The following is a 24,613-nucleotide window of genomic DNA, read 5'->3' on the forward strand; positions in this document are numbered from 1 at the left end:
TTTACAAAGCATAAGCTGCAGAGCCTTGCTGCGCCAATAGCCAGGCGATAAATCGCCGCTATTGCCGGCTAATTCCGCACAAGTTGCCCGCGCAGTCCGCCAGCCGCTCGCCCGCTGCTAGTCGGGAACCGGCAACGCCAGGCTTTCCTTGACCTCTTCCATGACGATATAGCTCTTGGATTCCCGCACGTGCGGCAGCTTGAGCAGAATATCGCCGAGCAACTTACGGTACGAGGCCATCTCGTTGATGCGGGCTTTGATCAGGTAATCGAAATCGCCACTGACCAGGTGGCACTCGAGCACATGGGGCAGCTTGAGTACGGCGCGGCGGAACTCCTCGAAGGTATCGCCCGATTTGTAATCCAGGCTGATCTCGACGAAAACCAGCAGGCTGGCCTTGAGTTGCTGCGGATTGAGCCGTGCGTGATAACCCATGATCACGCCCTCGCGCTCCAGGCGCCGCACGCGCTCGGTGCAGGGTGTGGTGGACAGACCGACGCGCTCGCCCAGTTCGGTGAACGGAATGCGCCCTTCGCTTTGCAGGATGCGCAGGATATTGCGGTCGATCTTGTCCAGTTCCCTGCGGCTCTGGCGCTGGGTTCTCATAGTGGATAGCCCTCTACATTTGCGGTTTATGCCGAGATATGCTCTCGAATATAGCTAATTAAATAGTTAAATACACTGCGCTTAGATTTTTATACTGCACGCCATTACTGCTCGGACTAACAACTGCGCGCGGCAGCCCCGCGGCAACGGAGAACGACATGCGTGTCATGGTGCTTGGTAGCGGTGTAATCGGCACAACCAGTGCCTACTATCTGGCTCGCGCCGGCTTCGAGGTCGTGGTCGTCGATCGTCAGCCCGCGCCTTCGCTGGAAACCAGCTTCGCCAATGCCGGCCAGATATCTCCCGGCTATGCATCGCCATGGGCTGCTCCGGGCGTGCCTCTCAAGGCAATCAAATGGCTGTTGCAAAAGCATGCGCCGCTGGCCGTCAAACTGACCGGCGATGTCGATCAATACCTGTGGATGGCGCAGATGCTGCGCAACTGCACCGCCTCGCGCTACGCTGTGAACAAGGAGCGCATGGTGCGCCTGTCCGAGTACAGCCGTGACTGTCTCGATGAGTTGCGTGCCGAAACCGGGATTGGCTACGAAGGCCGTCAGCTGGGTACCACCCAGTTGTTCCGCACCCAGGCGCAGCTGGATAACGCGGCCAAGGATATCGCTGTGCTGCAGCAGTCCGGTGTGCCCTTCGAGCTGCTCGATCGCGCCGGTATTGCCCGTGTCGAGCCTGCCCTGGCGCAAATGACCGGCAAGCTGGCGGGGGCCTTGCGCCTGCCCAACGACCAGACCGGTGATTGCCAGATGTTTACCACCAAGCTGGTGGACATGGCGGTCAAGCTGGGTGTCGAGTTCCGTTTCGGCCAGAACATCCAGAGCCTGGAGTATGCCGGTGACCAGCTCAACGGCGTGATGATCAATGGCCAGCTGGAAACTGCCGATCGCTACGTGCTGGCACTGGGCTGTTACGCACCGCAGCTGCTCAAGCCACTGGGCATCAAGGCACCGGTGTATCCGCTCAAGGGTTACTCGTTGACCGTGCCGATCACCAATCCGGCCATGGCGCCCACTTCGACCATTCTCGATGAGACCTACAAGGTCGCCATTACCCGCTTTGATAACCGTATCCGAGTTGGCGGCATGGCTGAAATTGCCGGTTTTGACCTGTCGCTTAATCCCAAGCGGCGGGCGACCCTGGAAATGATCACCGATGACCTGTACCCGCAGGGTGGTGATCTGCCGCGTGCGGAGTTCTGGACCGGTCTGCGTCCGGCCACGCCGGATGGAACGCCGATCGTCGGCGCCACGTCCTACCGCAACCTGTTTCTGAATACCGGCCACGGCACGCTTGGCTGGACCATGGCCTGCGGCTCTGGTCGCCTGCTGGCGGATCTGGTGGCGGGCAAGCGTCCACAAATCAGCACTGTTGGCCTGGATGTTTCCCGTTACAGCAAAAAATTCAAGGAGCAACTGCATGACCGTACAGCGACTGCAAACTAACCGGCGCATGAGCCAGATCGTTATCCACAATGGCACTGTCTATCTGGCGGGTCAGGTGGGTGATGACATGGCGGCAGGTATCCAGCAACAAACCCGCGAAACCCTGGCCAACATCGAACAATTGCTGGCTGAGGCGGGCAGCGACAAGACCCGCATTCTCTCGGTGACCATTTATCTGAAGGATGTCGATGCCGATTTCGAAGGGATGAACCAGGTCTGGGACCAGTGGCTGCCGGAAGGCGTTGCACCGGCCCGCGCCACGGTTGAAGCCAAGCTTTGTGAGCCGGAAATACTGGTAGAGCTATCCGTCATCGCCGCTCTGGCATAATTTGCTACACCTTTTCCGGCGCTTTGCGCCGGTTTTTTATTTTGCGTCAGGAAGTCTGTTGCCATGCGCCCTGCCCGTGCCCTGATTGATCTCGAAGCCTTGCGGCATAACTACCGGCTGGCCCGCGAGCTGAGCTCGGCGCGCGCCCTGGCGGTGATCAAGGCAGATGCCTACGGGCACGGCGCGGTGCGTTGCGCACAGGCGCTGCACGACGAGGCCGACGGCTTTGCTGTGGCGTGCATCGAGGAAGCGCTCGAATTACGTGCAGCAGGGATCGGCCGACCCATTCTGTTGCTCGAGGGTTTTTTCGAGGCCGATGAGCTGCCGTTGATCGTGCAGCACGATTTCTGGTGCGTGGTGCATTCGCTTTGGCAGCTTGAGGCCATCGAGCGTGCCCGACTGGACAGGCCTGTGCGGGTCTGGCTGAAACTGGATAGCGGCATGCATCGGGTCGGTCTGGCCCCGGCGCAGTTTCAAGACGCCTGGCAGCGCCTGCAGGCCAGTGGCAAGGTCGATCAGATCGTGCTGATGAGCCACTTCGCCCGTGCCGACGAGCTGGATTGCCCGTACAGCAATGAGCAGGTTGTAGTGTTCGAGAAAGCCCGCCAGGGGCTGAGTGCAGAGATCAGCCTGTGTAATTCCCCGGCCATTCTTGGCTGGCCACAGGTGCGCGGTGACTGGGTGCGCCCCGGCATCATGCTCTACGGCGCAACGCCCTTTGCAGTACAGCAGCCACAGGCTGCCCGCTTGCGGCCGGTGATGACTCTGGAATCAAAAATCATCGCGGTGCGTGAGGTGGCTGCAGGTGAACCGGTAGGTTACGGCGCCAGCTTTGTGGCGCAGCGGCCGACCCGCGTTGGCGTGGTGGCAATGGGCTATGCCGATGGCTATCCGCGGCATGCACCCAGCGGTACGCCGGTCTTTATCGACGGCCAGCCGGCACAGTTGATCGGCCGCGTGTCGATGGACATGCTGACTGTCGATCTGACCGGACTGCCACAGTCCGGCCTGGGCAGCCGGGTAGAACTCTGGGGCAATAACGTACGGGCCAGTGATGTGGCGCAGCGCGCAGAAACCATTGCCTACGAACTGTTCTGCAATTTGCGCCGCGTGGAGCGCCATTATTCGGCCGTTTGACCCGCCCGCCGGGCAGCTTTCAAGCACGGCTGTTGAAAATACTGAACACTCTTGCCATTATGCCGCCTTGACTGCACTTTGCTATTGAGGGGTTTCACATTGGATGTAGGTGTTCGGTTGCAATCCATTCGCAAGCTGAAAGGCCTGTCCCAGCGCGAATTGGCCAAGCGTGCCGGTGTCACGAACAGCACTATTTCGATGATCGAGAAGAACAGCGTCAGCCCTTCTATCAGTTCGCTGAAAAAGGTGCTGGCCGGTATTCCGATGTCTCTGGTCGAATTCTTTTCGGTAGATGGCGATGACAGCGGCCCCGGGAAAGTGGTCTACAAGGCAGAAGAATTGACCGATCTGTCCAGCGGTTCGGTCACCATGCGTCTGGTCGGCAAGGGCTATCAGGTGAGGGCGCTGGCATTTCTCGACGAAACCTACCCGCCGGGCTCCGATACCGGCAAGGAAATGCTCAATCATGAAGGCGAGGAAGCCGGCATGCTGATTTCCGGCCGTCTCGAGCTGACCGTGGGCGATGAGAAGTACATTCTCGAAAGTGGCGACAGTTATTATTTCGAGAGTTCCCACCCCCATCGTTTCCGCAATCCGTTTGATCAGCCGGCGCGCCTGATCAGCGCCACTACGCCGGCGAATTTCTGATGCTTCACGCCATTGCCGGGCCTGCGACAAGTTGGGCTGTTTCAGCGCCGCCGGCTTATGGCTATACTTGCAGCTCGCCCGCCAAGACCGTGGCTGCGGGCCCGACTAGCCAGGATGAGGGTGCAACGTGAACCTGATGAACAAGATGCTGACAGCCCCTGCTGTTGTGTTGGCTTTGTGGGCGGTAAACGCTCAGGCCGCGAATATGGACGAAGAGATTGCCCAGCGGATCCAGCCGGTGGGTCAGGTCTGTATCCAGGGTGAAGAGTGCAAGGGTGTGGCCGCAGTTGCCGCGCCGGCTGCAGGCGGCGGGGCCAAGTCACCCGATGAAGTGATTGCTGCGCATTGCGGCGCTTGTCATAACAGTGGTGTGCTGGGCGCACCGAAAACTGGCGATACAGCTGCCTGGAAGGAGCGTGCCGATACCCAGGGCGGGCTGGACGGCCTGCTGGCCAAGGCGATTTCCGGTATCAATGCCATGCCGCCGAAAGGCACTTGCGCGACTTGCTCGGATGACGAGTTGAAAGGCGCAATCGAGAAAATGTCCGGCCTGTAATCGGGCTGGAGTAAAAGAAACCGCCGAGAGGCGGTTTTTTTTTTGCCCGGATTAAACGGGGGAATGGTTAACGGCGGATTGGAAATCCGCAGCTGTTGTTGTTTTGGATTCCAGCCGGAGTAGCGAACGTGATTGATCGCTTTGGTTTCGCCCTCCCGGGCGACCTACTTTCTTTGCTTGTGCAAAGAAAGCTAGGCAAAGAAACACACCCCGGCATTCGGGTCGCGCTGCGCGCGACTTCCCTCACTGCGGCACCGTTCCGAGGGTCGTCTCGAAGGGCCATCCATGGCCCATCGTTCCTCATTTGGCATCCATGCCAAATGCCCCTCTGCACGGCACCTGCGTTCGGCCTTCTGATGGGGAAGTGGTCGCCAGCCGAACCACCGTCAGTAAACGTATCAATAAGATCGTTCCCACGCTCCCGCGTGGGAATGCAGCCCTCGAGGCTCCATCGTCTGTAAGTCAGGCTCCCACGCAGGAGCATGGGAGCCATCGGGGCGTGCCTGCGGAGCGGTGCCGGAGCTAGGGGCCCGAAGCGCAGCGCAGGGCCGGATGCAGGGGCAAGCGTTTTTGCTTACATTTGCTGCGACTGGCAAAAGTGAAACGCCCAACAGGGTGGAACCGAGCGCTCGGATGAACGCGATAACCGCTGACGTAAACGGATTTCCAATCCGGTAAACATCACAGGCTTTTCGGCAACTTCCCCAGCTAGCCGGTAATGACCGGAATTCAGCGCTTGAGCAGGGCGCGGATATCCGCCAGGGCCGAGTTGCCGCGGACGGCCTTGACCTCGACGGGGGTGTCGTCCAGGCCTTCCCATTGCAGGTCATCGGGCGGTAATTCATCGATGAAGCGGCTCGGCGCGCAGTCCATCACCTCGCCAAACTGTTTGCGTTTGGCGGCGTAGGTCAGGGTTAGGTTATGCCGGGCGCGGGTGATGCCGACGTAGGCCAGGCGGCGCTCCTCTTCGATGCTGTCGGCCTCGATGCTGGAGCGATGGGGTAGTAGCTCCTCTTCCACGCCGAGAATGAACACGGATGGAAATTCCAGGCCCTTGGAAGCGTGCAGGGTCATCATCTGCACGCCCTCGGCACCTTCTTCCTCCTCCTGCTGGCGTTCGAGCATGTCGCGCAGCACCAGTTTGCCGATGGCCTCCTCGATGCTGATGCCGCCTTCTTCATCCTTTTCCAGGGTATTTTTCAGTGCCTCGATGAGAAACCAGACATTGCCCATGCGCGCATCGGCGACCTTGTCGCTGGAAGCGTTCTGGCGCAGCCAGTTTTCGTAATCGATATCCATGATCATGCTGCGCAATACCGCGATCGGCTCGCTCTGCGCACACTGCTGGCGAATCCGGTCCATCCAGGCGGTGAAGCGCGCCAGGCGCTCGCTGTAGCGGTCGTCCAGTTGCGTGCTCAGGCCTGCCTCGCTGCAGGCGCGGTACAGGCTGATCTTGCGTTCGGTCGCGTAATTGCCGAGTTTTTCCAGGGTGGCGGAGCCGATTTCCCGGCGCGGCACATTGATCACCCGCAGAAAGGCATTGTCATCCTCCGGATTGACCAGCAGGCGGAAGTAGGACATCAGATCCTTGACCTCCTGGCGGGCAAAGAAGCTGGTGCCGCCGGACAGCCGGTAGGGAATCTGGTGATGCTGCAACTTCAGCTCCATCAGCTTGGCCTGATAGTTGCCACGATAGAGGATGGCGAAGTCGTTATACGGGCGTTCGCTGCGCAGGTGCTCGGTGAGGATTTCCATGGCCACGCGCTCGCACTCGGCTTCCTCATTGCGGCAGCGGATCACGCGGATTTCGTCGCCGTGGCCCATGTCGCTCCACAGCTGCTTCTCGAAAGCGTGCGGATTATTGGCAATCAGCGTGTTGGCGCATTTGAGAATGCGGCTGGTGGAGCGGTAGTTCTGCTCCAGCATCACCACTTTCAGTGACGGGTAATCCTCCTTGAGCTGCATCAGGTTTTCCGGCCGCGCACCGCGCCAGGCGTAGATCGACTGGTCATCGTCGCCGACCACGGTGAACTGGTTGCGCATGCCGACCAGCAGCTTGACCAGCAAATACTGACTGGTATTGGTGTCCTGATATTCGTCGACCAGCAGGTAGCGTATGCGGTTCTGCCACTTTTCCAGAATGTCCGGATGCTCCTGCAGCAGTTTCACCGGCTGCATGATCAGGTCATCGAAATCCACCGCGTTATAGGCCTTGAGCCGGCGCTGATAGTGCAGGTAGACAATCGCGGCAGTCTGTTCGCGCGGATTGCGCGCCGCAGCCAGCGCCTGTTCGGGCATCACCAGTTCGTTTTTCCAGCTGCCGATCAGGTTTTTCACCTCGTCCACACCGTCATCGCCGGCGTATTCCTTCTGCATGATGTCGCCAAGCAGGGATTTGACATCGGACTCGTCAAAGATCGAAAAACCCGGCTTGTAGCCCAGGCGCACATGCTCCTTGCGGATGATGTTCAGGCCCAGATTGTGAAAGGTGGAAACGGTCAGGCCGCGGCCTTCGCTGCCGCGCAACAGGCTGCCGACGCGCTCCTTCATTTCCCGCGAGGCCTTGTTGGTGAAGGTGACGGCGACAATGTGCTGGGCGCGGATGCCGCAGTGCTGGATCAGGTAGGCGATCTTGCGGGTGATCACACTGGTCTTGCCCGAGCCGGCACCGGCAAGTACCAGCAAGGGGCCGCCGATGTAATGTACGGCTTCCTGTTGGCGGGGATTGAGTCGGGACATGGCTGGAGAATCGCCGGGTTGGTTCGGGGGCGCATTTTAGAGCAGCAAGGGTGACAAAGCACCCGGTCGGAGGGTGTTGTGCGAACAGGTGCGATGCCGTTGGTCGGCTGGTACAGTGCCCAGATCAGAAGCACAAGCGTCAAGGATGCGGCTTTCTGGCCATGCGCAAAACGGGCGTCAAATTATTGTCTATTTTTAATAAACACCCCGTATTGCGAAGATAACTCTATGTTGTATATTGAGATTCAGTCAAAAGTTAAAGTGAATTCTTTAAAGTGACTTCTTAAGTCCTGCCACCCCGGAGATGCCTTGACCAGTCAGAGCGCTGCTCCCCGACTGCTTGTACTTGCCGAAGATGCCTTCTGGGCGGAACGGCTGGGCAATCTGTTGCTCAGTCTGGGGCAGGCGGGGTTGCTGTTTGCGGCCTCCAGCTGGGAGGCCGGCAAGCGTTTCTGTCAGGACGCACCAACTCTGGTTTTTGCGGAGCCCGGCTGCTTGCCGGCGGAGGGCGCCTGTATCTGGCCGCAGGTCCTGTTGCTCGACGCCTCGCCGACGACTGTTCCCGCCCAGGTGCAGGACTGGCTGGCCAGGGATTCGCTGAATGCCGAGGTGTTGCGGCGCTGCCTGATTTCACTGCGCGAGCACTTCAACCACCAGAGCAAGGCTGGCCAGGATGCCCTGACCGGCATCGCCAATCGCCAGTCCTTTCAGGCGCAATTGGCCAAACGTCTGGAGCAGGGTGATAACGGCCAGCTGATTCTCGGCTACCTGGATCTGGACAACTTCAAGCAGGTCAATGCCAGCCTGGGTCAGCTGGGTGGCGACCGGCTGATTCGCCAGGTGGTGTCGCGCCTGCGTGGCAGTTTTGGCCAGGATGCTTTGCTGGCCAGAATCGGCAGCGACGAGTTCGCCATCCTGCTGGAGGCACCGGAAAAGTCTGGCGGATGGCTGGAGGCGCAGGCGGCGAAGGCCGTCGAGGCGCTGGCCGAACCCTTCTGGATTGATGGCGAAAGTCTCCTGCTGGGTTGCAGTCTCGGCCTGGTCCAGGAGCGCGGTCTGGCCGGCCCGGATCTGATGTTCTGGCATGCGCATATCGCCATGCAGCATGCCAAGGCACACAAAGGCTGCACATTTCAGGTCTATGACGAGCAGGTTTACAGCCGCGCCCACAGTCGCGCCGATCAGGAGGCGGAGCTGCGCCTGGCGCTGCGCCGCGACGAACTCGAACTGCATTACCAGCCGCGCCTGAACCTGACCAGCGGCAAAGTGGTCGGGCTGGAAGCGTTAGTGCGCTGGCGGCATCCGGAAAGAGGCCTGCTGCCGCCGCAGGAATTCATACCGCTCGCCGAACAGACCGGGCTGATCGTGCCGCTGGGGTACTGGGTTATTGCTCGCGCCCTGCGTGATGCCGGCTGGTTGCATGCCTGCGGTTTGCCCAGCCTGCACATGGCAATGAACCTGTCTTTCAAGCAGTTCCTCGACAGCCAGCTGCTGCCGACCATGCAGCACCTGATTGCCGGCTCTACCGTCGATGCCAGTTGTCTGGAATTCGAGCTGACGGAAACCGCGATGATGAGTCGCAGCGATTACGTGCTGAAAACCATGCAGACCCTTGGCGAGCTGGGTGCCAGATTTTCCCTGGATGATTTCGGTACCGGCTTCTCCTCGTTCTCGCATCTGGCCAATCTGCCGATTGCCGTGCTCAAGGTGGACAAGACCTTTGTCACCGGCATGGTCGACAGTCCCGAGCAGCGGCAGATGGTCAAGGTAATCATCAATCTGGCCCATTCGCTGGGCCTGGAAGTGGTTGCCGAAGGTGTCGAGACAACCCAGGAACTGGACATGTTGCGCCAGTTCGGTTGCGATCAGGTACAGGGTTATCTGATCAGTCATGCCCTGCCGCTGTCGGACCTGGCGGACTTTCTGATCGCCCGGGATGAGCACGGCGTGCGTCAATTGCGGACGGTGTATTAGGTCGCCGTAGCACCGCCCGGACAGCGTTTGCGGCTATTATCCCGCGTGTGGCGCAATGCATAAGCGTCAACTGTCGTCACTCCGGGGTTTTCTGCATGCGTCGTCGTCTCCTGCCCATCATCATTCTTGGCTGTGCCATCGCCGGGTTCATGTTGCTTAAAGCCACCCGGCCGCTCGCGCCAGAGCTGGAAATTCGTGAGCGTGTCTGGCGTATCGAAGCGCTACCGGCGAGCGCCGTCAGCACGCAACCGACGCTGGTGCTGTACGGGCGCATCGAGGCTCCGGATCAGCTACGTGCTGCTGCACCGGTGAGTGGCCGGGTGCTGCAGGTGAATGTGCGTGACGGCGACCGGGTGGCTGCCGGCGCGGTCCTGGCACAGCTGGACCCGCGGGATTTGCAGCCGCGGGTTGCGCAAGCACGCGCCGATGTCGAGCGCGAACAGATCCGCCACAGCGGCGACCGCAAAGCCATTGCCCAGGAAAAAATCCTCCTGGATCTGGCCGTAACCAAGCAGAGCCGCTTTGAAAAGCTGAAGAATGCCCGACTGGGCGCGGTGAGTGCCTATGACCAGGCCAGCGAGGACGTGGCGCGTATTCGCCTGTCGCTGACCCAGCGCGAACAGTCGATTGCCGAGCACCCTGCGCGTCTGGCGCAACTCCAGGCCAGACTGGAGGAAGCCGAGCGCGATGCGGCGCGCGGCGAGATAGTGGCGCCTTTCGCTGCACGTATCGGCAAGGTCGAAGTCGCTGCCGGCGACCAGGTTCAGGCCGGGCAAACCTTGCTCCGCCTGTATGCCTCGGATGAGCTGTTCCTGCGTGCACGGGTTCCGGCGATCTATGCCGAGGAACTGCGCACCGCTCTGCAGCGGGGCGAAGAGCTCAAGGCCAGTGCCGATTTCGGTGCCGTGACCATTCATGCTGTGCTCGAACGCATCAGCGGCGAGGCGGATGCGCGTGGGGTCGATGTGCTGCTGCGCATCGAAAATGACACCCATTTGCCAGTCGGCGCTTTCGTCAACGCGGTACTCGAGCGTCCGGCAGCAAACGAGGTGTTTGTCGTGCCATTTTCGGCACTGCATGGTGGCGAGCGAATCTATGCGGTGCGCGACGGGCGGCTGGTCGGCACGCGGGTAACCCGTATCGGCGAACGCCGGGAAGGTGATGAAGTGCGCTTGCTGGTGCGTTCGCCCGAGATAGCATCAGGCGAGCTGCTGATGACCACCCACTTGCCGAATGCCATCGATGGGCTGGCGGTCGAGGTGCTGGCGCAATGAAGGCGCAGGGTATCCTGGCGCAACTGACCCGGCACAAAGTGGCCGCCAATGTGCTGATGCTGCTGGCTTTCCTGCTCGGCGGCATCGGCCTGCTGCGGATGAACGTGCAGTTTTTCCCGAGTTTCAATCTGGATGTCATCTCGGTACGGGTGCTCTGGAGTGGCGCGCCAGCCGAAGATGTGGAAGCCGGCATCACCCTGCCGCTGGAAGAAAAGCTCAAGACCGTCGATGGTCTGAAGAAAATGACCTCGACCTCGGCCCAGGGTGTGGCCAGTATCATGCTGGAGCTGCAGGACGGCACCGAGCCCCTGCAGGCGCTGGATCAGGTGCGCCAGCGGGTCGATGAGTTCCGCAACCTGCCACGCGACGCCGAACCTCCCGAGGTGGCCCGCGTCACCCGTTACGAGCCGATTGCCCGTCTGCTGGTGCGCGGCAGCAGTGTCGCGGAATTACGCCCGTGGGTGCGGCGTTTCGAAAGTGAACTGCTGGCCGGCGGTATCGACCAGATAACCATCAGCGGCATGCCGGAAGAGCGAATTGCCATCGAGGTACCTTCTGCCGCCCTGGAGACGCTGGGCATGTCGCTGATCGAGGTGGGTGAGCGGGTCAGCCAGATCGCCCGCGATGTGCCGGCAGGGGTTGCCGGCGCACAGGATGCCGCCCGGGAAATCCGCGGCCTGGAGCAGCGGCGTAATGCTCTGGCGTTTGACAATCTGGCGGTGGTCAGCGATGCCCGCGGACGCATCACTCTGGGAGAAATCGCCAGCATCAGCCGCGAGCCGCGACCGGGCGATCTGGTACTCAGCGAATCCGGCGATGCGGTGGTCGAGATGGCTTTGCAGCGCACCGAAAGCGGGCACTCGCTGAAGTCGGCCCGCATGCTCGAGGAATGGCTGGCGCGTACGCAGCCGACGCTGCCCTCGTCGATCAAGCTGGAAGTGTTCGATGAAAGCTGGCAGCTGATCCGTGATCGTATCCAGCTGCTGATCTACAACGGCTTGTCCGGTCTGCTGGTGGTAGTGCTGGTGCTGTACCTGTTCCTGCCCTCACGCATCGCCTTCTGGGTGACCATGGGTATCCCCACCGCTTTTCTGGCGACCCTCGGGCTGATGTCGATATTCGGTGGCACCATCAATATGGTCAGCCTGCTGGCGCTGATCATGGCGCTGGGCATCATTGTCGATGATGCCATTGTGGTCAGTGAGGAAACCGCCACCTTGCGCAGTAACGGTGCTTCGTCTGACGAGGCCGCGCTGGGCGGTGCGCAGCGCATGCTGATGCCGGTGCTGGCGTCCTCGCTGACCACGGTGGCGGCGTTTATCCCGTTGATGCTGATTGGCGGCACGGTCGGCAACATCATGCGCGATATTCCGTTCGTGATGATCATGGTGATCCTCGCCTCGGTACTCGAATGCTTCATGATTCTGCCGGCCCACCTCAAGCATGCCATGCGCCCGCGTATGGCTGGCGAGCCTTCGCGCCTGCGGCAAAGGATTGATCAGGCGTTCGACCAGTTTCGCGATGGCTGGTTTCGGCGCACGGTCACGCTGGCCATCGAATGGCGTGCGGTAACCGTTGCCATCACGTTGACGACCATGATTCTGGCGATCGGTCTGCTGGCGGGTGGACGGGTCAATTTCTCCTTCTTCCCCACCCCGGAGGGTCAGGTGGTGTATGCCAATGCCACCTTTGTCGCCGGAACCCCGCGGGCCGAGACCGAGCGCCTGCTGGCGAAGCTGGAAGCGGCATTGTTCGAAACCGAGCGGGAGCTGGGCGGTGGCCTGGTGCAAACCGCGGTTTCCCGGCTGGGCGCGATTGTGATTAGCGGCACCGGTACGGCCAGTGGCGGTGATCAGCTGGCGTCGGTCATGGTCGAGCTGGTGCCGCCGGATATCCGCAGTGTGCGCAACGAGCAGTTCCTGGCCACCTGGCGCAGCAAGGTGGCAGCTACTGCCGGGCTGGAGCGGCTGACTTTCAACTCGCGTATCGGTGGCCCGCCGGGTCGTGACCTGAATGTGCGGCTGACCGGAGTGGACGCGCAAGTGCTGAAGGCCGCCGCGCTGGAGCTGTCGGAAACCATGCAGGCGATCAATGGCGTGAGCGACACCGAGGACGATATGCCTTTCGGTCGCGAACAGCTGGTTTATCGCCTGACTCCTGCGGCCGAGGCACTGGGCCTGACCACCGAGAGCCTCGGCCGGCAGCTGCGTGCGGCCTTCGATGGCTATCTGGCGCAGCTGGTGCAGGTCGAACGTGACGAACTGGAAGTGCGCGTACTGTTGCCACGCGATGAGCGTGAGCGCCTGGATGTGTTCGAACGTCTGAGCATCAGCCTGCCCGATCGTCAGTTCGTGCCGCTGACCAGCGTTGCCAGCTGGGAGTCGCGCCAGGGCTGGGAGGCATTGCGTCACGCCGATGGCGAGCTGGCCGTCGAAGTCACCGGCGAGGTCGACGGGGCAAGAACCACGGCCGACCAGATCAAGGCGCAATTGCAGCTTGAAGTGCTGCCGCTACTGGCTGAGAAGTACGGCGTGCAGTACAGCTTTCAGGGCCGTGCGGCGGACCAGCGCGACTCCATGCAGGATATGCAAAGCGGCATGTTGCTGGGCCTGGGCCTGATCTACCTGATTCTGGTCTGGTCGTTTGCCTCCTGGAGCTGGCCGCTGGTAGTGATGTCTGCGATCCCCCTGGGTCTGGCCGGCGCGGTTTTCGGGCACTGGCTGCTGGGGATGAACCTGACCATGTTCTCGCTGTTTGGTCTGTTCGGCCTGTCGGGCATCGTGGTGAACAACTCGCTGATTCTGGTCAGCCTGTCCAATGAGCTGCGGATGCAGGGCGCCAATCTGCACGATGCGCTGATTGGCGCTGCCTGTGGTCGCTTGCGCGCAGTGTTGTTGACCTCGCTGACCACCATCGGCGGGCTGGCGCCGCTGTTGTTCGAGACCTCCCTGCAGGCGCAGTTCCTGATCCCCATGGCCACCTCGATTGCCTTTGGCCTGGGGGTGTCGGCATTGCTGGTGCTGTTCTTTGTGCCGGCGCTGCTGTCCTTGCTGGAAAGCTTCAAGCAATGGTCAGCCGCCCTGCTGGGATTGTCGGCGAAGCCCGCAGAGCAGGAGTGATGAGCACACCGCGCCGGCAACAACAGCCTCAGTCGGGCTGTGTGCTGCCTGGCCGGTACTGCAGGGCTTCGGCCAGATGGCCGCGTTGAATGCTCGCGACACCTTCCAGATCGGCCAGCGTGCGTGACACCTTGAGGATCCGGTGCGCGGCGCGCAGCGACAGCCCCATGCGCTCGCAGGCGTTTTCCAGCCAGAGCTGATCGCTGCTGCCCAGCAAACAATGCTGGCGCAGGCCATCGAGATCGAGAAAGGCATTGGCACAGCCTTGCCGGCTGTATTGCCGCTGGCGCGCTGCGGCCACCCTGGCGGCACCCCGTGTGCTGCTGTCGAGTGCGTCAGGCTGGTGGTTCAGGGTGGTGGTTTCACGGGCAACCGTCAGGTGCAGGTCGATGCGGTCGAGCAAAGGTCCGGACAGCTTGCTGCGGTAACGCTGGATCTGCTCGGTGGTGCAGCGGCAGCGGCCACCGGGGTCGCCCAGATACCCGCAGGGACAGGGATTCATCGCGGCGACCAGCTGGAAGCGCGCCGGGAAACGCACCTTGTCATGGGCGCGGGCGATGACGATCTGGCCGCTTTCCAGCGGTTCGCGCAGCACTTCCAGCACCTTGCGGTCGAATTCGGGCAATTCGTCGAGAAACAGCACCCCCATATGGGCCAGCGTTATTTCGCCAGGCCGTGGTTTGCTGCCGCCGCCAACCAGTGCCGGGCCGGAAGCGCTGTGGTGCGGTTGCCTGAAGGGCCGCTGCGGCCAGCGATCGAGCGGGATGTTGCTGGCCAGTGAGTGAATGGCCGCCACTTCGAGCGCTTCCTGCTCTTCCAGCGGTGGCAACAGTCCCGGCAGGCGACTGGCCAGCAGGGTCTTGCCGGTGCCGGGCGGGCCGCTGAGCAGCAGGTTGTGGGCGCCGGCGGCGGCAATCAGCAACGCGCGCTTGGCCGCCTGCTGGCCCTGCACATCTGCCAGATCGGGATAGGGCTCGCTTAGCCGGGTCAGACCCTGCGGCTGATAGGGCTGGATCGGCGCAGTACCTGCGCAGTGCGCCGCCAGCTGCAGCAGGTGTTCGACGGCCAGAACCTGCAAGCCGGAAGCCAGACAGGCCTCTTCGGCATTTTCCTTCGGCACTACCAGGGTGCGTCCGCAGGTGCGCGCGGCCAATGCGGCAGCCAGTACGCCCTGCACCGGGCGGACTGTGCCGGACAGGGCCAGTTCACCGAGGCATTCGAGCGACTCAAGACTGCTTGCCGGAAGCTGTCCGCTGGCGGCGAGAATGCCCAGGGCTATGGCCAGATCGAAGCGGCCACCATCCTTGGGCAGGTCGGCCGGGGCCAGATTGAGGGTGATACGGCGAGCGGGGAATTCGAAGCCGCAATTGAGGATCGCACTGCGCACGCGGTCCTTGCTTTCCTTGACTGCGGTTTCCGGCAAGCCGACCAGCGTCAGCGCGGGCAGGCCGTTGGCCAGATGCGCCTCGACGGTCACGGACGGTGCTTCCACGCCCACCAGGGCGCGGCTGTTGACGATGGCCAGGGACATGATCACTCCTTGATCGGTCCCGCCCGCAGGAAACTAACTGGCGGGCGGATTAAGCCGGGCTTCCAGCTCGGCAACTTTGGCTTCGAGACTCTCCAGGCGGCTGCGGGTGCGCGCCAGCACGATCATCTGGCTGTCGAACTCATCCCGGCTGACCAGATCCAGCTTGCTGAACGCGCTTTGCAGCAGGGCTTTGAGTTGTGCCTCGATTTCGGCGTGCGGTAATGGCGTCTCGCCGTTGAACAGGCGTGAGGCGTGACCAGCCAGGGAGTCGAGCAGGGCTTTGGGCGGCAGCATGATGGGGGTTCCTTCGCGGTGAACGCCGGCAGTTTAGCATGCAGCCGCAGACGCTGTGGCTGCGAAGAGCTCCGGCACTTTTGCGCAATAAAGGTGCGCAATGAAGCACCAGAATGGTGCGCAGGATATTGCCCAAAGGTGTGCGGAGCCATCTTGGTCTGAAACTATGATATTGAAAAATAACGATTTATTAAAGTTGGCAAGCTATCTGCAATGTTTCCGTCGACGCATGCACAGAGGCAGTTCAAGTGCATCAGAGCTGAAAGTTGATGCCTCCCTTGGAGAGGTTCAAGCCAGCAGTAGCCGGATCAGCTTGGTCCGGACAGTTACAAAAGACGGATACAGCGCATAGACTTGTTGCGGGTTTGTTACCTGGGGCAAGTCCACCAAAAACGGGAGAGAGCTACATGAAGTTAGTCACTGCGATTATCAAGCCGTTCAAACTGGATGACGTACGCGAGTCGTTGTCCGAGATCGGTGTGCAGGGCATTACCGTTACCGAGGTCAAGGGATTTGGTCGGCAGAAAGGCCACACCGAGCTGTATCGCGGTGCGGAATATGTTGTCGACTTCCTGCCAAAAGTGAAGATCGATGTGGCGATAGCCGATGATCAGCTGGATGCGGTCATCGAGGCGATCACCAAGGCAGCCAACACCGGCAAGATCGGTGACGGCAAGATCTTTGTGGTCAATCTGGAACAGGCCATCCGTATTCGTACCGGCGAAACCGGTACCGACGCGGTTTAACCCCCAAACCCCCTAAAGCCCCAGGAGAAACACCATGACTCTGCGCAAAATCGCAGGGCTAGGAGCCCTTTTGTCTTTCGTAATCCCAGGCATGGCCCTGGCTGACGAGGCTGCTCCGGTCCTCAACACGGGCGACACCGCCTGGATGCTGGTCGCTTCACTACTTGTTCTATTCATGACCATTCCCGGTCTGGCACTGTTCTACGGCGGCATGGTGCGTTCGAAGAACCTGCTGTCGGTGCTGATGCAGTGCTTCGCGATTACCTGTCTGATCAGCATTTTGTGGGTGATCTACGGCTACAGCATTGCTTTCGATACCACCGGTATGGAAGCCGGAGTAACCAACTTCAGCTCCTTCATCGGCGGCCTCGACAAGGTTTTCCTCAGCGGTCTGACCGTTGACAGCCTGACCGCACTGGTCCCGGAAAGCGTGTTCGTGGTGTTCCAGATGACCTTCGCCATCATCACTCCGGCGCTGATCGTCGGTGCCTTCGCCGAGCGCATGAAGTTCTCCGCGATGCTGATCTTCATGGCCGTGTGGTTCACCCTGGTCTATGCACCGATTGCCCACATGGTCTGGGCCGGTGACGGTGGCTTGCTGTGGGACTGGGGCGTACTGGACTTTGCCGGTGGCACCGTGGTGCACATCAACGCCGGTATCGCGGGTCTGGTTGCCTGTCTGGTACTGGGCAAGCGCAAGGGCTTCCCGACCACCCCGATGGCACCGCATAACCTCGGTTATACCCTGGTGGGTGCGGCCATGCTCTGGGTCGGCTGGTTCGGTTTCAACGCCGGTTCTGCCCTGGCGGCTAACGGTACTGCGGGTATGGCCATGCTGGTAACCCAGATCGCCACTGCTGCTGCTGCGCTGGGCTGGATGGGCGCCGAGTGGCTGACCCATGGCAAGCCAAGTGCACTGGGTATTGCTTCGGGTGTTGTCGCAGGTCTGGTGGCGATTACCCCGGCAGCCGGTACGGCCGGCCCGATGGGTGCGATCGTGATCGGTCTGGCCTCCGGCGTCATCTGCTTCTTCTGTGCCACCAGCATGAAGCGCAAGCTCGGCTATGACGACTCGCTGGATGCCTTCGGGGTGCATGGTGTTGGCGGTATCGTTGGTGCCTTGCTCACCGGTGTGTTTGCAGCACCGGCCCTGGGCGGCTTTGGTGAAGTGACCGATATCGGCAGCCAGCTGTTCATCCAGTTCAAGGGTGTGGCCTTTACCGTGATCTACACCGGTGTGATTACCTTCGTGATCCTCAAGGTGCTGGACATGCTGATGGGTCTGCGGGTTACCGAGGAAGACGAATCAGTCGGCCTGGACCTGTCCCTGCACAACGAGCGTGGCTACAACATGTAAGGCTTTATCCGGGTCCGGTTTACCCCGGACTCGCTTGAAAAGGGCACCTTCGGGTGCCCTTTGTTTTTTTTGGCGGCGCGCTAGAATGTGCGCCTGTCGCGATGAAGCAAAAATAACCTTGGTGTCGCCCTTGGCCGGCTTGCTTGCCGGTTATCGAGCAGAACCCCGGAATTTCTCCCGGTTGCATTCACTAGGCTGTGCGACTGAGCTATAAATAAACCGCTGTGGCAAGTTTTGAGGTAGAAACATGAGTGACGAAGAGCTCGAGCAGGACGACATCGAAAGTGTGGATGAGGATGATGGCGATGATCTGCCCGCCGATGACAGCGATGTAGATGCCGAAGATGACGATGACGAGGATGACAGCGACATCGCCGAGGCCGCTCCCAGAAGCAAAGGCAAGGCCAAGACCAAGGCGGTCACCGAAGAGGACATGCCTTCATTTGAAGCCAAACAGTCCGAACGTGATGCATTAGCCAAGGCGATGGAAGAGTTCCTTGCGCGTGGTGGCAAGGTGCAGGAAATCGATGCCAATGTGGTCGCTGATCCGCCCAAGAAGCCCGACAGCAAATATGGCAGCCGGCCTATCTGAGCCCTGACCAATAAAAAACCCGCCGATCAAGGCGGGTTTTTTATTGCCTGAGCGGGCGATCAATACGTGGCCGAAAACTAGCAGGCCAGAGCAGGTGCTGATTCAGGCCCGGTCTCGTGAGTCAGCGAAACTCAGGCACTGGCGCCTGCCAGGCGCTCCAGCACTGCGGGCAGCTCGGCCAGGCTGCGGATTTCCGCATGCGCCGGTTGCGCGCCGGTCCATGCCTTGCCCTGGGGGTTGAACCAGACTGCCCGTAATCCGGCGGATAGAGCGCCGGAAATATCATCGCCGGGGTGATCGCCGATATGCACTGCCTGGTGCGCCAGCACGCCGGCAAGCTGCAGTGCTTCGTTGAAGGGTCGCGGGTCGGGCTTGCCGATGCCCAGCTGTTCTGCGCTCAAGGCAAACCGGAAATAATCGGCCAGGCCCAGGCGCCGCACATCGGCATTGCCGTTGGTGATAACGCCAAGGCAGTAGCGGTTGGTCAGGGTTTCCAGCGTTGCATGCACATCGGGGAACAGCTCGACCTGATGGCGGGCCTGCAGGAACACCTGAAAGCCCTGCTCGGCAAGTTGCGCTGCCTGCTGTTCGGCATAACCGGCTTCGCGCAGGGCGATATCCAGAATACGCCGGCGCAGTTCGCTCAGGCGATGGCGCAAATCAGGCTCAAGCTGCATCAGGCGCCGGCGAATTTCCCACAGATGCTCGATGGGTATCGGTCCGAGCAGGGGCGCCTCTGCAGCCAGCCAGTCACGCAGCGCCGCCTCTGCGCCGTGCATGACCGGCGCCACGCTCCACAGCGTGTCATCGAGGTCGAAAGTTACCAGTGCAATGCTCATGGGGTCTCGTCGATCGGTTGCGCGTCATGCGCTGGTGGGTTGCTGGCAGCCTGGCGTCGCGCGCGCGGGTGGGCGCTGTCATAGACCTTGGACAAATGCTGGAAATCCAGATGGGTATAGATCTGCGTCGTCGCGATATCCGCATGGCCGAGCAGTTCCTGCACCGCGCGCAGATCCTGGGAGGACTCGAGCATGTGGCTGGCAAAGCTGTGGCGCAGCATGTGCGGGTGCAGGTGCTGGCCCAGTTCACGGGCGCCGGCCTGGGCTACGCGCAGTTGCACGGCACGCGGACTCAGGCGGCGGCCCTGGCGGCTGATGAATACTGCGCTGTCCGCCGGGTTGGCCGTCTGCCGCAGTGGCAGCCAGTCGCGCAAGGCGCTGACGGCTTTGCGCCCGACCGGCAGCTCGCGGGTTTTCGCGCCTTTGCCGAGCACGCGCACCATGGCGCCAGCCAGGTCGAGTTCCTGCAGGTTAAGGCCGACCAGTTCCGACAGGCGCAGCCCGGAAGAGTAAAACAGTTCGAGTAAGGCCTGATCGCGGCGGGCGAGAAATTCATCCTCAACGCCACCATCGAGCAATTGCTGGGCGCGGTCCGCATCCAGCGCGCGTGGCAATTTGCGCGCACCCTTGGGTGGGCTCAGACCGTCGGCCGGGTCATGCTGACAGAGGCCTTCGCGCAGCAGGTATTTGTACAGGCCGCGCACTGCCGAGAGCAATCGGGCCAGACTGCGTGCGGACTGGCCCTGCTGGTGCAGGCGGGCAATCATGCGCCGCAGGCGGGCAGTGTCCAGCGCTGCCCAGCCGCTCAGGTCGTCTTGCCTGCAGAGCGCCAGTACGCGCTGCAAGTCACGCCGGTAGGCGTCCAGGCTGTGCGCCGATAACTGGCGTTCATTGCGCAGGTGAGCCAGGTAGGAGTCAAGCTGGGTTTGCATGCTGACGAACCTGCAGGTGCGGGACGGCCGGGACGAGCTGCGTAACCTTAGCGCGCCGAGCGTAGTGGCGTGGCAAAGCGCGGCAGCACCCGTGCCAGCACTTCCGCAACATAACCGAGGAACAGGGTGCCGAGGGAGTTTTTGTAGTGCAGCGGATCAGGACTGCCGATCGCCAGCACGCCGTGCAGGCCCTGATGGGCCAGACTCACTACCGCAGCGGAACCAACCTTGGCGCCTTCCTGCTTGCCGAACAGGAAGGTCAGTTCCTGTGGCCGCAGAATACCGCAGACGCTCTTGTTGCCGGATAGCAGGCCGCCAATCGCCTGATGGGCTTCTGCCAGGCTGGCCGAGCGGCCGACCCCGGTGGGGTTGTCGCTGAGCAGGATCAGGCTGACGAAGGGCACCTTGAACTCGTGGCGCAGACTGTCTTCAACGGCGCTGATCACCTCTTCCAGACTGGTCGCATCGAGCATGTCGAGTACCAGGCGGCGGGTCTTGTCGAACAGGCGGTCGTTATCGCGGGCAACGTCCATCAGTTGCGACAGGCGATGACGCATTTCAATGTTGCGTTCACGCAGCAGCTTGACCTGCCGCTCGACCAGCGAGACCGCCGCGCCGGGCAGGTGTGGAATGCGCAAATCGGGAATCAGTTCGTCATGATCGGCGAAGAACTCCGGATGCAGGCGCAGGTAGGCTGCAACCGTTTCCGAGTCGAGAGGCACTGGTTCCTTGCGTTCTTCGGTCATGGCAATACTCGGCTAGAGGCGAATCTGTCCTTCGTAAACACGAACTGCAGGCCCGGTCATCATAACCGGCTCACCCGTTCCTGCCCACTCTATGCACAGCTTGCCGCCTGGAAGCTCCAGCTGCAACGGTGAATCCATCCAGTTCTGCCGAATCGCCGCCACTGCCGCCGCGCAGGCGCCGGTACCGCAGGCCTGGGTTTCGCCGGCGCCCCGCTCCCATACCCTGAGTCTGGCGTGCTGGCGGTCAAGCACCTGCAGAAAGCCGACGTTAACCTTCTGCGCAAAGCGCGCATGGGTTTCGATTTTCGGCCCGAGGGTCTTTACCGGAGCACTGTCCACGTCATCGACACGGATCACCGCGTGCGGATTGCCCATCGACACGGCGGCCAGCTCGATGCTTTGCCCTTCGACGTCGAGCGGGTAGCTCAGCGCCTCGCTGTCGGCGCTGAATGGAATCTCTGCCGGGTTCAGCCGTGGCGGGCCCATGTCCACAGTAACCTGCCCGTCGACGCGCATCTGCAGCTCGATGATGCCGCCGCGGGTTTCCACGCGGATACGCTTCTTCACGGTCAGCCGCTTGTCCAGCACGAAGCGGGCGAAGCAGCGCGCGCCATTGCCGCACTGTTCCACTTCGGAGCCATCGGCGTTGAAGATGCGGTAGCGGAAATCGACATCAGGACTGTTGGGTGCTTCGACCAGCAGCAACTGGTCGAAGCCGATGCCGGTATGCCGGTCACCCCACTGTTTGGCGTGCTTGGACTGGATATGCGCCTGCTGACTGATCAGGTCGATGACCATGAAGTCGTTGCCCAGGCCGTGCATCTTGGTAAAACGCAATAACATGGCGTTATCCCTGCCGGTCTGCTGGCAGCTGGCTTTCGGCGGCAAACAGCTCCTGCACCGTCTCGCGCCGGCGCACTTCGAACGCCTCGCCAGCATCCACCAGCACCTCGGCCGCCCGGCCGCGGGTGTTGTAGTTCGAGCTCATGACAAAACCATAGGCGCCCGCCGAGCAGACCGTCAGCAGGTCGCCCTCTGCCAGTACCAGTTCACGGTTCTTGGCGAGAAAGTCACCGGTTTCGCAGATCGGCCCGACGATATCGTAATTGCGGGCAGTGCCTTGACGCGGTTGTACCGCGAGTACGTCCATCCATGCCTGGTACAGCGCCGGCCGAATCAGGTCGTTCATTGCCGCATCGACGATGGCGAAATCCTTGTGTTCGGTGTGCTTGAGGTACTCGACGCGGGTAAGCAGTACTCCGGCATTGGCCACGATCGAGCGCCCCGGCTCGAACACCAGTGCCAGCTGGCGACTGCCAAGGCGTTCGCGTACGGCCTGGATATAGTCGCTGGCCAGGGGTGGCTGCTCGTCGCGGTACTGCACGCCGAGACCGCCGCCCAGATCCAGATGCTGAATGCGGATACAGTGCGCTGCCAGACGGTCAATCAGTGCCAGCAGGCGGTCGAGGGCATCCAGAAACGGCGGCAGAGTGGTCAGTTGCGAGCCGATATGGCAGTCCACGCCAATGACCTGCAGGTTCGGCAGGCTGGCAGCGCGCACATACACCGCTTCGGCATCGGCGATGGCGATACCGAACTTGTTTTCTTTCAGGCCGGTGGAAATATACGGGTGGGTGCCGGCATCCACATCGGGATTCACCCGCAAGGATACCGGCGCCTGCACGCCCAGTTCGGCGGCCACCAGTTGCAGGCGCTCCAGCTCGTCGCTGGATTCGACGTTGAAACAGTGCACGCCAATCTGCAGGGCACGGCGCATGTCGTCGCGGGTCTTGCCGACGCCGGAGAAGACGATCTTGCCAGGCTCGCCACCGGCAGCCAGCACGCGCTCCAGCTCGCCGCGGGAGACGATGTCGAAACCGGCACCCAGACGTGCCAGCAGATTCAGCACGCCGAGATTGGAGTTGGCCTTTACCGCAAAGCACACCAGATGCTCGATACCCTGCAGGGCGTCGGCATAGGCGCGGTATTGCTGTTCGATATGGGCGCGTGAATAGACGTAAGTAGGCGTGCCGAAACGCTCGGCAATAGCGGACAACGCCACGCCTTCCGCGAACAGCTCACCGCCGCGGTAGGTGAAAGCTTCCATGTAACCCCCTTAGAGAAAGATGTCTTTGTCGTGCTCTTTGACGGCTTTCTCATCGTCCGGCATGTACAGCGGGCCTTTTTGGCCACAACCGGCGAGGGACACACTCAATACGGCAAGCGCAATGAAGGACAGGAGCAGGCGCTTCATGTTGAACATCCTGAAATCGATTATTGCCGGCAGTATACCGAGCGACCGGCGCCTTGCCTATGCGCCGGGGCGCAGGCGGAGCAAGCCTTGCAGCCAGGCGACCAGTGGCTGCCGGCTGACACCGTGGCGGTTGGCAAGACAGCGGGAGCGATCTCCGGCATCCTGTACGCAGATTGCCGCAGCCCCCGCATAAGCGGATTGTGGCGCCCTTCCCGGGATTTTCGAGGTTTCTGTAATGAGTTTGAGCGAAGCACGCTTTCATGATCTGGTGGATACGCTGCAGCAGACCATCGAGGATGCGTTTGACGACACGGATCTGGATGTTGATCTGGAAAACAGCGGCGGCGTGCTCACCGTGCGCTTCGAAAATGGCAGCCAGCTGATCTTCAGCCGCCAGGCACCCTTGCGCCAGTTGTGGCTGGCGGCGCGTTCCGGCGGTTTCCATTTCGACTATGACGAAGACCAGGGCGGCTGGATGTGCGACAGCAGTGACGAAATGCTCGGTGAAATGCTGGTACGCATCTGCCGCGAGCAGGCTGGAGTGGACATTGAGTTCGAGCTGGACTGAAACGCAGGCTTCGCCCTGCGTGCGCAATTGTTGTCTGGACGACGAGGATATCTGCCTGGGCTGCGGGCGCAGCCTCGGCGAAATTCTCGAATGGTCGGCTGCCGGCGATGCACGGCGCCGGGCGATCCGCGCCATTGCCGCCGCCCGCCGTCAGCCGGTTGCTGCCCGCGGCAGGTCGGCGGAATAAGCCTGCCGGATGCCACGGCATCCGGCAGAGCGCTTTGTCAGGCTTTGGCCGGGGTGAGAATGGTCAGCAGCGACTGCGCGTGCTCGGCCGCATCCAGGCCCAGGCTGGTCAGGTAGCCACCGTCCGGCTGATCGGTAAGGCCTTTGTCGTACAGGCGCTGTGCCGCGGCTACCGCACTGGCGGCTGCGTTGTGATGCACCTTGATGCCTTCGGTGGTATTGGACAGGTTGAACAGGGTGAGAATTTCCAGTTCGGCGATCAGTTCAGGGGTGTATGCCATAAGCACTCCGGTCTTTTGCAAGGGTCGCGCAGGGTTTGTGCACGCTGTACCAGCAGTGTAGCGATGTCGGCTGGACTGTGCAGGATTATGCGGTGCGGATGGCGCGGGCCGCGAGAGTCTTTGCCATCAGTCTTCAGTCTGCTCTGCGGGTAACTCAGGTAGCCGGCGCAGCGCCAGTTCATAGCCATCGCGGTCGAATGGCCGGTCTGCTGCAAGCATCGCGCTGATTTCTCCGGCCAGGACCAGTGCCATCAGCTGCAGGATTTCTTCGCGCGGATAACCGACCAGCGTCAGTTTGTTGCAGGTCGCCCGGGCTGCCGGCGGGTCGTCGGCCTCGATCTGGTTCTCGATGGCGCTGATCAGCGTCGCTTCGGTGAACGCTTCCTCGTCGTTGTCTTGGCTGTCTTGCATGGCGGGGTCCATTGGCTGGTTGATTCTTGCAAGTTAGC

Annotated in this window: 25 protein-coding genes; 13 read left to right on the forward strand and 12 right to left on the reverse strand. The window is 61.4% G+C overall.

Features of this window, described 5'->3' with window-relative positions:
* Positions 1-117: 117 nt before the first annotated feature.
* Positions 118-606: an Lrp/AsnC ligand binding domain-containing protein gene (locus BLT89_RS17175; RefSeq protein ID WP_090198333.1), complete on the reverse strand. Its 489-nt coding sequence runs from the start codon at positions 604-606 to the stop codon at positions 118-120.
* A 158-nt stretch (positions 607-764) separates the two neighbouring features.
* On the opposite strand from BLT89_RS17175, the gene dadA reads away from it, so the two are divergent.
* The 5 genes from dadA (at position 765) to BLT89_RS17200 (ending at position 4,732) form a co-directional block, all read left to right on the forward strand.
* The gene (dadA, locus tag BLT89_RS17180; RefSeq protein ID WP_090198335.1) at positions 765-2,063 is read left to right on the forward strand and encodes a D-amino acid dehydrogenase; all 1,299 of its coding nucleotides are present in this window, start codon (positions 765-767) and stop codon (positions 2,061-2,063) included.
* A complete protein-coding gene (locus BLT89_RS17185; RefSeq protein ID WP_090198338.1) occupies positions 2,038-2,391 on the forward strand; it encodes a RidA family protein in 354 nt (117 codons plus the stop codon). The genes dadA and BLT89_RS17185 overlap by 26 nt, the downstream gene beginning before the upstream one ends.
* A gap of 63 nt (positions 2,392-2,454) precedes the next feature.
* Complete coding sequence (gene alr, locus BLT89_RS17190; RefSeq protein ID WP_090198341.1) at positions 2,455-3,528, forward strand: alanine racemase; 1,074 nt, start codon at positions 2,455-2,457, stop codon at positions 3,526-3,528.
* Positions 3,529-3,627: 99 nt separating this feature from the next.
* Positions 3,628-4,176 (forward strand): cupin domain-containing protein, encoded by a 549-nt coding sequence (locus BLT89_RS17195; RefSeq protein WP_090198344.1) that lies wholly within the window; start codon positions 3,628-3,630, stop codon positions 4,174-4,176.
* 145 nt (positions 4,177-4,321) lie between these two features.
* Positions 4,322-4,732, forward strand: coding sequence for a c-type cytochrome (locus BLT89_RS17200; protein ID WP_090199185.1), 411 nt, complete (start codon positions 4,322-4,324; stop codon positions 4,730-4,732).
* 729 nt (positions 4,733-5,461) lie between these two features.
* Here the strand turns inward: BLT89_RS17200 and rep are convergent.
* Positions 5,462-7,471 (reverse strand): DNA helicase Rep, encoded by a 2,010-nt coding sequence (rep, locus tag BLT89_RS17205; RefSeq protein WP_090198347.1) that lies wholly within the window; start codon positions 7,469-7,471, stop codon positions 5,462-5,464.
* Between the two features lie 309 nt (positions 7,472-7,780).
* Here rep and BLT89_RS17210 point away from each other — a divergent pair, with 309 nt between their 5' ends.
* The 3 genes from BLT89_RS17210 (at position 7,781) to BLT89_RS17220 (ending at position 13,838) form a co-directional block, all read left to right on the forward strand.
* Complete coding sequence (locus BLT89_RS17210) at positions 7,781-9,445, forward strand: putative bifunctional diguanylate cyclase/phosphodiesterase (protein ID WP_231975045.1); 1,665 nt, start codon at positions 7,781-7,783, stop codon at positions 9,443-9,445.
* Positions 9,446-9,540: 95 nt separating this feature from the next.
* Positions 9,541-10,719, forward strand: coding sequence for an efflux RND transporter periplasmic adaptor subunit (locus tag BLT89_RS17215; RefSeq protein ID WP_090198350.1), 1,179 nt, complete (start codon positions 9,541-9,543; stop codon positions 10,717-10,719).
* On the forward strand, positions 10,716-13,838 hold the full coding sequence (locus BLT89_RS17220) for an efflux RND transporter permease subunit (protein WP_090198352.1): 3,123 nt from the start codon (positions 10,716-10,718) through the stop codon (positions 13,836-13,838). Before BLT89_RS17215 ends, BLT89_RS17220 begins: the two co-directional genes overlap by 4 nt.
* A 28-nt stretch (positions 13,839-13,866) precedes the next feature.
* Here the strand turns inward: BLT89_RS17220 and BLT89_RS17225 are convergent, their stop codons facing one another.
* The gene (locus tag BLT89_RS17225; RefSeq protein ID WP_090198355.1) at positions 13,867-15,369 is read right to left on the reverse strand and encodes a YifB family Mg chelatase-like AAA ATPase; all 1,503 of its coding nucleotides are present in this window, start codon (positions 15,367-15,369) and stop codon (positions 13,867-13,869) included.
* 33 nt (positions 15,370-15,402) lie between these two features.
* The gene (locus BLT89_RS17230; protein WP_090198358.1) at positions 15,403-15,663 is read right to left on the reverse strand and encodes an accessory factor UbiK family protein; all 261 of its coding nucleotides are present in this window, start codon (positions 15,661-15,663) and stop codon (positions 15,403-15,405) included.
* A gap of 407 nt (positions 15,664-16,070) precedes the next feature.
* On the opposite strand from BLT89_RS17230, the gene glnK reads away from it, so the two are divergent.
* The 3 genes from glnK (at position 16,071) to sutA (ending at position 18,358) form a co-directional block, all read left to right on the forward strand.
* Positions 16,071-16,409 carry a P-II family nitrogen regulator gene (glnK, locus tag BLT89_RS17235; RefSeq protein ID WP_090198361.1) on the forward strand — a complete coding sequence of 113 codons (339 nt, stop codon included), beginning with the start codon at positions 16,071-16,073 and terminating at the stop codon, positions 16,407-16,409.
* A gap of 34 nt (positions 16,410-16,443) precedes the next feature.
* Entirely contained in the window at positions 16,444-17,766 is a 1,323-nt protein-coding gene (locus tag BLT89_RS17240) for an ammonium transporter (RefSeq protein WP_090198364.1), read from the forward strand.
* A gap of 247 nt (positions 17,767-18,013) precedes the next feature.
* Positions 18,014-18,358 carry a transcriptional regulator SutA gene (gene sutA, locus BLT89_RS17245; protein ID WP_090198366.1) on the forward strand — a complete coding sequence of 115 codons (345 nt, stop codon included), beginning with the start codon at positions 18,014-18,016 and terminating at the stop codon, positions 18,356-18,358.
* Positions 18,359-18,489: 131 nt separating this feature from the next.
* On the opposite strand, the gene BLT89_RS17250 is transcribed toward sutA, so the two are convergent.
* Genes BLT89_RS17250 through lptM form a run of 6 tightly spaced genes read right to left on the reverse strand, consistent with a single transcriptional unit; the run spans position 18,490 to position 23,129 of the window.
* The gene (locus BLT89_RS17250) at positions 18,490-19,197 is read right to left on the reverse strand and encodes an HAD family hydrolase (RefSeq protein ID WP_090198368.1); all 708 of its coding nucleotides are present in this window, start codon (positions 19,195-19,197) and stop codon (positions 18,490-18,492) included.
* A complete protein-coding gene (xerC, locus tag BLT89_RS17255) occupies positions 19,194-20,129 on the reverse strand; it encodes a tyrosine recombinase XerC (RefSeq protein WP_090198370.1) in 936 nt (311 codons plus the stop codon). The genes BLT89_RS17250 and xerC overlap by 4 nt, the downstream gene beginning before the upstream one ends.
* A gap of 47 nt (positions 20,130-20,176) precedes the next feature.
* Positions 20,177-20,875 (reverse strand): DUF484 family protein, encoded by a 699-nt coding sequence (locus tag BLT89_RS17260; protein ID WP_090198373.1) that lies wholly within the window; start codon positions 20,873-20,875, stop codon positions 20,177-20,179.
* A 12-nt stretch (positions 20,876-20,887) separates the two neighbouring features.
* Positions 20,888-21,718, reverse strand: coding sequence for a diaminopimelate epimerase (gene dapF, locus BLT89_RS17265; protein WP_090199191.1), 831 nt, complete (start codon positions 21,716-21,718; stop codon positions 20,888-20,890).
* Between the two features lie 4 nt (positions 21,719-21,722).
* Positions 21,723-22,982 carry a diaminopimelate decarboxylase gene (gene lysA, locus BLT89_RS17270; RefSeq protein ID WP_090198377.1) on the reverse strand — a complete coding sequence of 420 codons (1,260 nt, stop codon included), beginning with the start codon at positions 22,980-22,982 and terminating at the stop codon, positions 21,723-21,725.
* 9 nt (positions 22,983-22,991) lie between these two features.
* A complete protein-coding gene (gene lptM / locus BLT89_RS17275; RefSeq protein WP_090198380.1) occupies positions 22,992-23,129 on the reverse strand; it encodes an LPS translocon maturation chaperone LptM in 138 nt (45 codons plus the stop codon).
* A gap of 235 nt (positions 23,130-23,364) precedes the next feature.
* On the opposite strand from lptM, the gene cyaY reads away from it, so the two are divergent.
* Together cyaY and BLT89_RS17285 are read left to right on the forward strand one after the other, a co-directional pair.
* Positions 23,365-23,697: an iron donor protein CyaY gene (cyaY, locus tag BLT89_RS17280; protein ID WP_090198383.1), complete on the forward strand. Its 333-nt coding sequence runs from the start codon at positions 23,365-23,367 to the stop codon at positions 23,695-23,697.
* Positions 23,678-23,884: a DUF1289 domain-containing protein gene (locus BLT89_RS17285; RefSeq protein ID WP_090198386.1), complete on the forward strand. Its 207-nt coding sequence runs from the start codon at positions 23,678-23,680 to the stop codon at positions 23,882-23,884. Before cyaY ends, BLT89_RS17285 begins: the two co-directional genes overlap by 20 nt.
* A 37-nt stretch (positions 23,885-23,921) precedes the next feature.
* Here BLT89_RS17285 and BLT89_RS17290 read toward each other — a convergent pair whose 3' ends face one another.
* Together BLT89_RS17290 and BLT89_RS17295 are read right to left on the reverse strand one after the other, a co-directional pair.
* The gene (locus BLT89_RS17290) at positions 23,922-24,164 is read right to left on the reverse strand and encodes a TIGR02647 family protein (RefSeq protein ID WP_090198389.1); all 243 of its coding nucleotides are present in this window, start codon (positions 24,162-24,164) and stop codon (positions 23,922-23,924) included.
* A gap of 126 nt (positions 24,165-24,290) precedes the next feature.
* On the reverse strand, positions 24,291-24,575 hold the full coding sequence (locus BLT89_RS17295; protein ID WP_090199193.1) for a hypothetical protein: 285 nt from the start codon (positions 24,573-24,575) through the stop codon (positions 24,291-24,293).
* Positions 24,576-24,613: the final 38 nt, after the last annotated feature.

The sequence above is a fragment of the Pseudomonas pohangensis genome, assembly GCF_900105995.1.
GTDB lineage: Bacteria > Pseudomonadota > Gammaproteobacteria > Pseudomonadales > Pseudomonadaceae > Aquipseudomonas > Aquipseudomonas pohangensis.

Coding starts and splice junctions, on each gene's coding strand:
- BLT89_RS17200 (WP_090199185.1), top strand. CDS start 4,322: ATGCTGACAGCCCCTGCTGTTGTGTTGGCTTTGTGGGCGGTAAACGCT.
- BLT89_RS17220 (WP_090198352.1), top strand. CDS start 10,716: ATGAAGGCGCAGGGTATCCTGGCGCAACTGACCCGGCACAAAGTGGCC.
- dapF (WP_090199191.1), bottom strand. CDS start 21,718: ATGTTATTGCGTTTTACCAAGATGCACGGCCTGGGCAACGACTTCATG.
- BLT89_RS17230 (WP_090198358.1), bottom strand. CDS start 15,663: ATGCTGCCGCCCAAAGCCCTGCTCGACTCCCTGGCTGGTCACGCCTCA.
- sutA (WP_090198366.1), top strand. CDS start 18,014: ATGAGTGACGAAGAGCTCGAGCAGGACGACATCGAAAGTGTGGATGAG.
- BLT89_RS17225 (WP_090198355.1), bottom strand. CDS start 15,369: ATGTCCCTGGCCATCGTCAACAGCCGCGCCCTGGTGGGCGTGGAAGCA.
- lptM (WP_090198380.1), bottom strand. CDS start 23,129: ATGAAGCGCCTGCTCCTGTCCTTCATTGCGCTTGCCGTATTGAGTGTG.
- BLT89_RS17290 (WP_090198389.1), bottom strand. CDS start 24,164: ATGGCATACACCCCTGAACTGATCGCCGAACTGGAAATTCTCACCCTG.
- dadA (WP_090198335.1), top strand. CDS start 765: ATGCGTGTCATGGTGCTTGGTAGCGGTGTAATCGGCACAACCAGTGCC.
- BLT89_RS17250 (WP_090198368.1), bottom strand. CDS start 19,197: ATGAGCATTGCACTGGTAACTTTCGACCTCGATGACACGCTGTGGAGC.
- BLT89_RS17175 (WP_090198333.1), bottom strand. CDS start 606: ATGAGAACCCAGCGCCAGAGCCGCAGGGAACTGGACAAGATCGACCGC.
- BLT89_RS17240 (WP_090198364.1), top strand. CDS start 16,444: ATGACTCTGCGCAAAATCGCAGGGCTAGGAGCCCTTTTGTCTTTCGTA.
- alr (WP_090198341.1), top strand. CDS start 2,455: ATGCGCCCTGCCCGTGCCCTGATTGATCTCGAAGCCTTGCGGCATAAC.
- BLT89_RS17260 (WP_090198373.1), bottom strand. CDS start 20,875: ATGACCGAAGAACGCAAGGAACCAGTGCCTCTCGACTCGGAAACGGTT.
- lysA (WP_090198377.1), bottom strand. CDS start 22,982: ATGGAAGCTTTCACCTACCGCGGCGGTGAGCTGTTCGCGGAAGGCGTG.
- BLT89_RS17215 (WP_090198350.1), top strand. CDS start 9,541: ATGCGTCGTCGTCTCCTGCCCATCATCATTCTTGGCTGTGCCATCGCC.
- rep (WP_090198347.1), bottom strand. CDS start 7,471: ATGTCCCGACTCAATCCCCGCCAACAGGAAGCCGTACATTACATCGGC.
- xerC (WP_090198370.1), bottom strand. CDS start 20,129: ATGCAAACCCAGCTTGACTCCTACCTGGCTCACCTGCGCAATGAACGC.
- BLT89_RS17185 (WP_090198338.1), top strand. CDS start 2,038: ATGACCGTACAGCGACTGCAAACTAACCGGCGCATGAGCCAGATCGTT.
- cyaY (WP_090198383.1), top strand. CDS start 23,365: ATGAGTTTGAGCGAAGCACGCTTTCATGATCTGGTGGATACGCTGCAG.
- BLT89_RS17295 (WP_090199193.1), bottom strand. CDS start 24,575: ATGCAAGACAGCCAAGACAACGACGAGGAAGCGTTCACCGAAGCGACG.
- glnK (WP_090198361.1), top strand. CDS start 16,071: ATGAAGTTAGTCACTGCGATTATCAAGCCGTTCAAACTGGATGACGTA.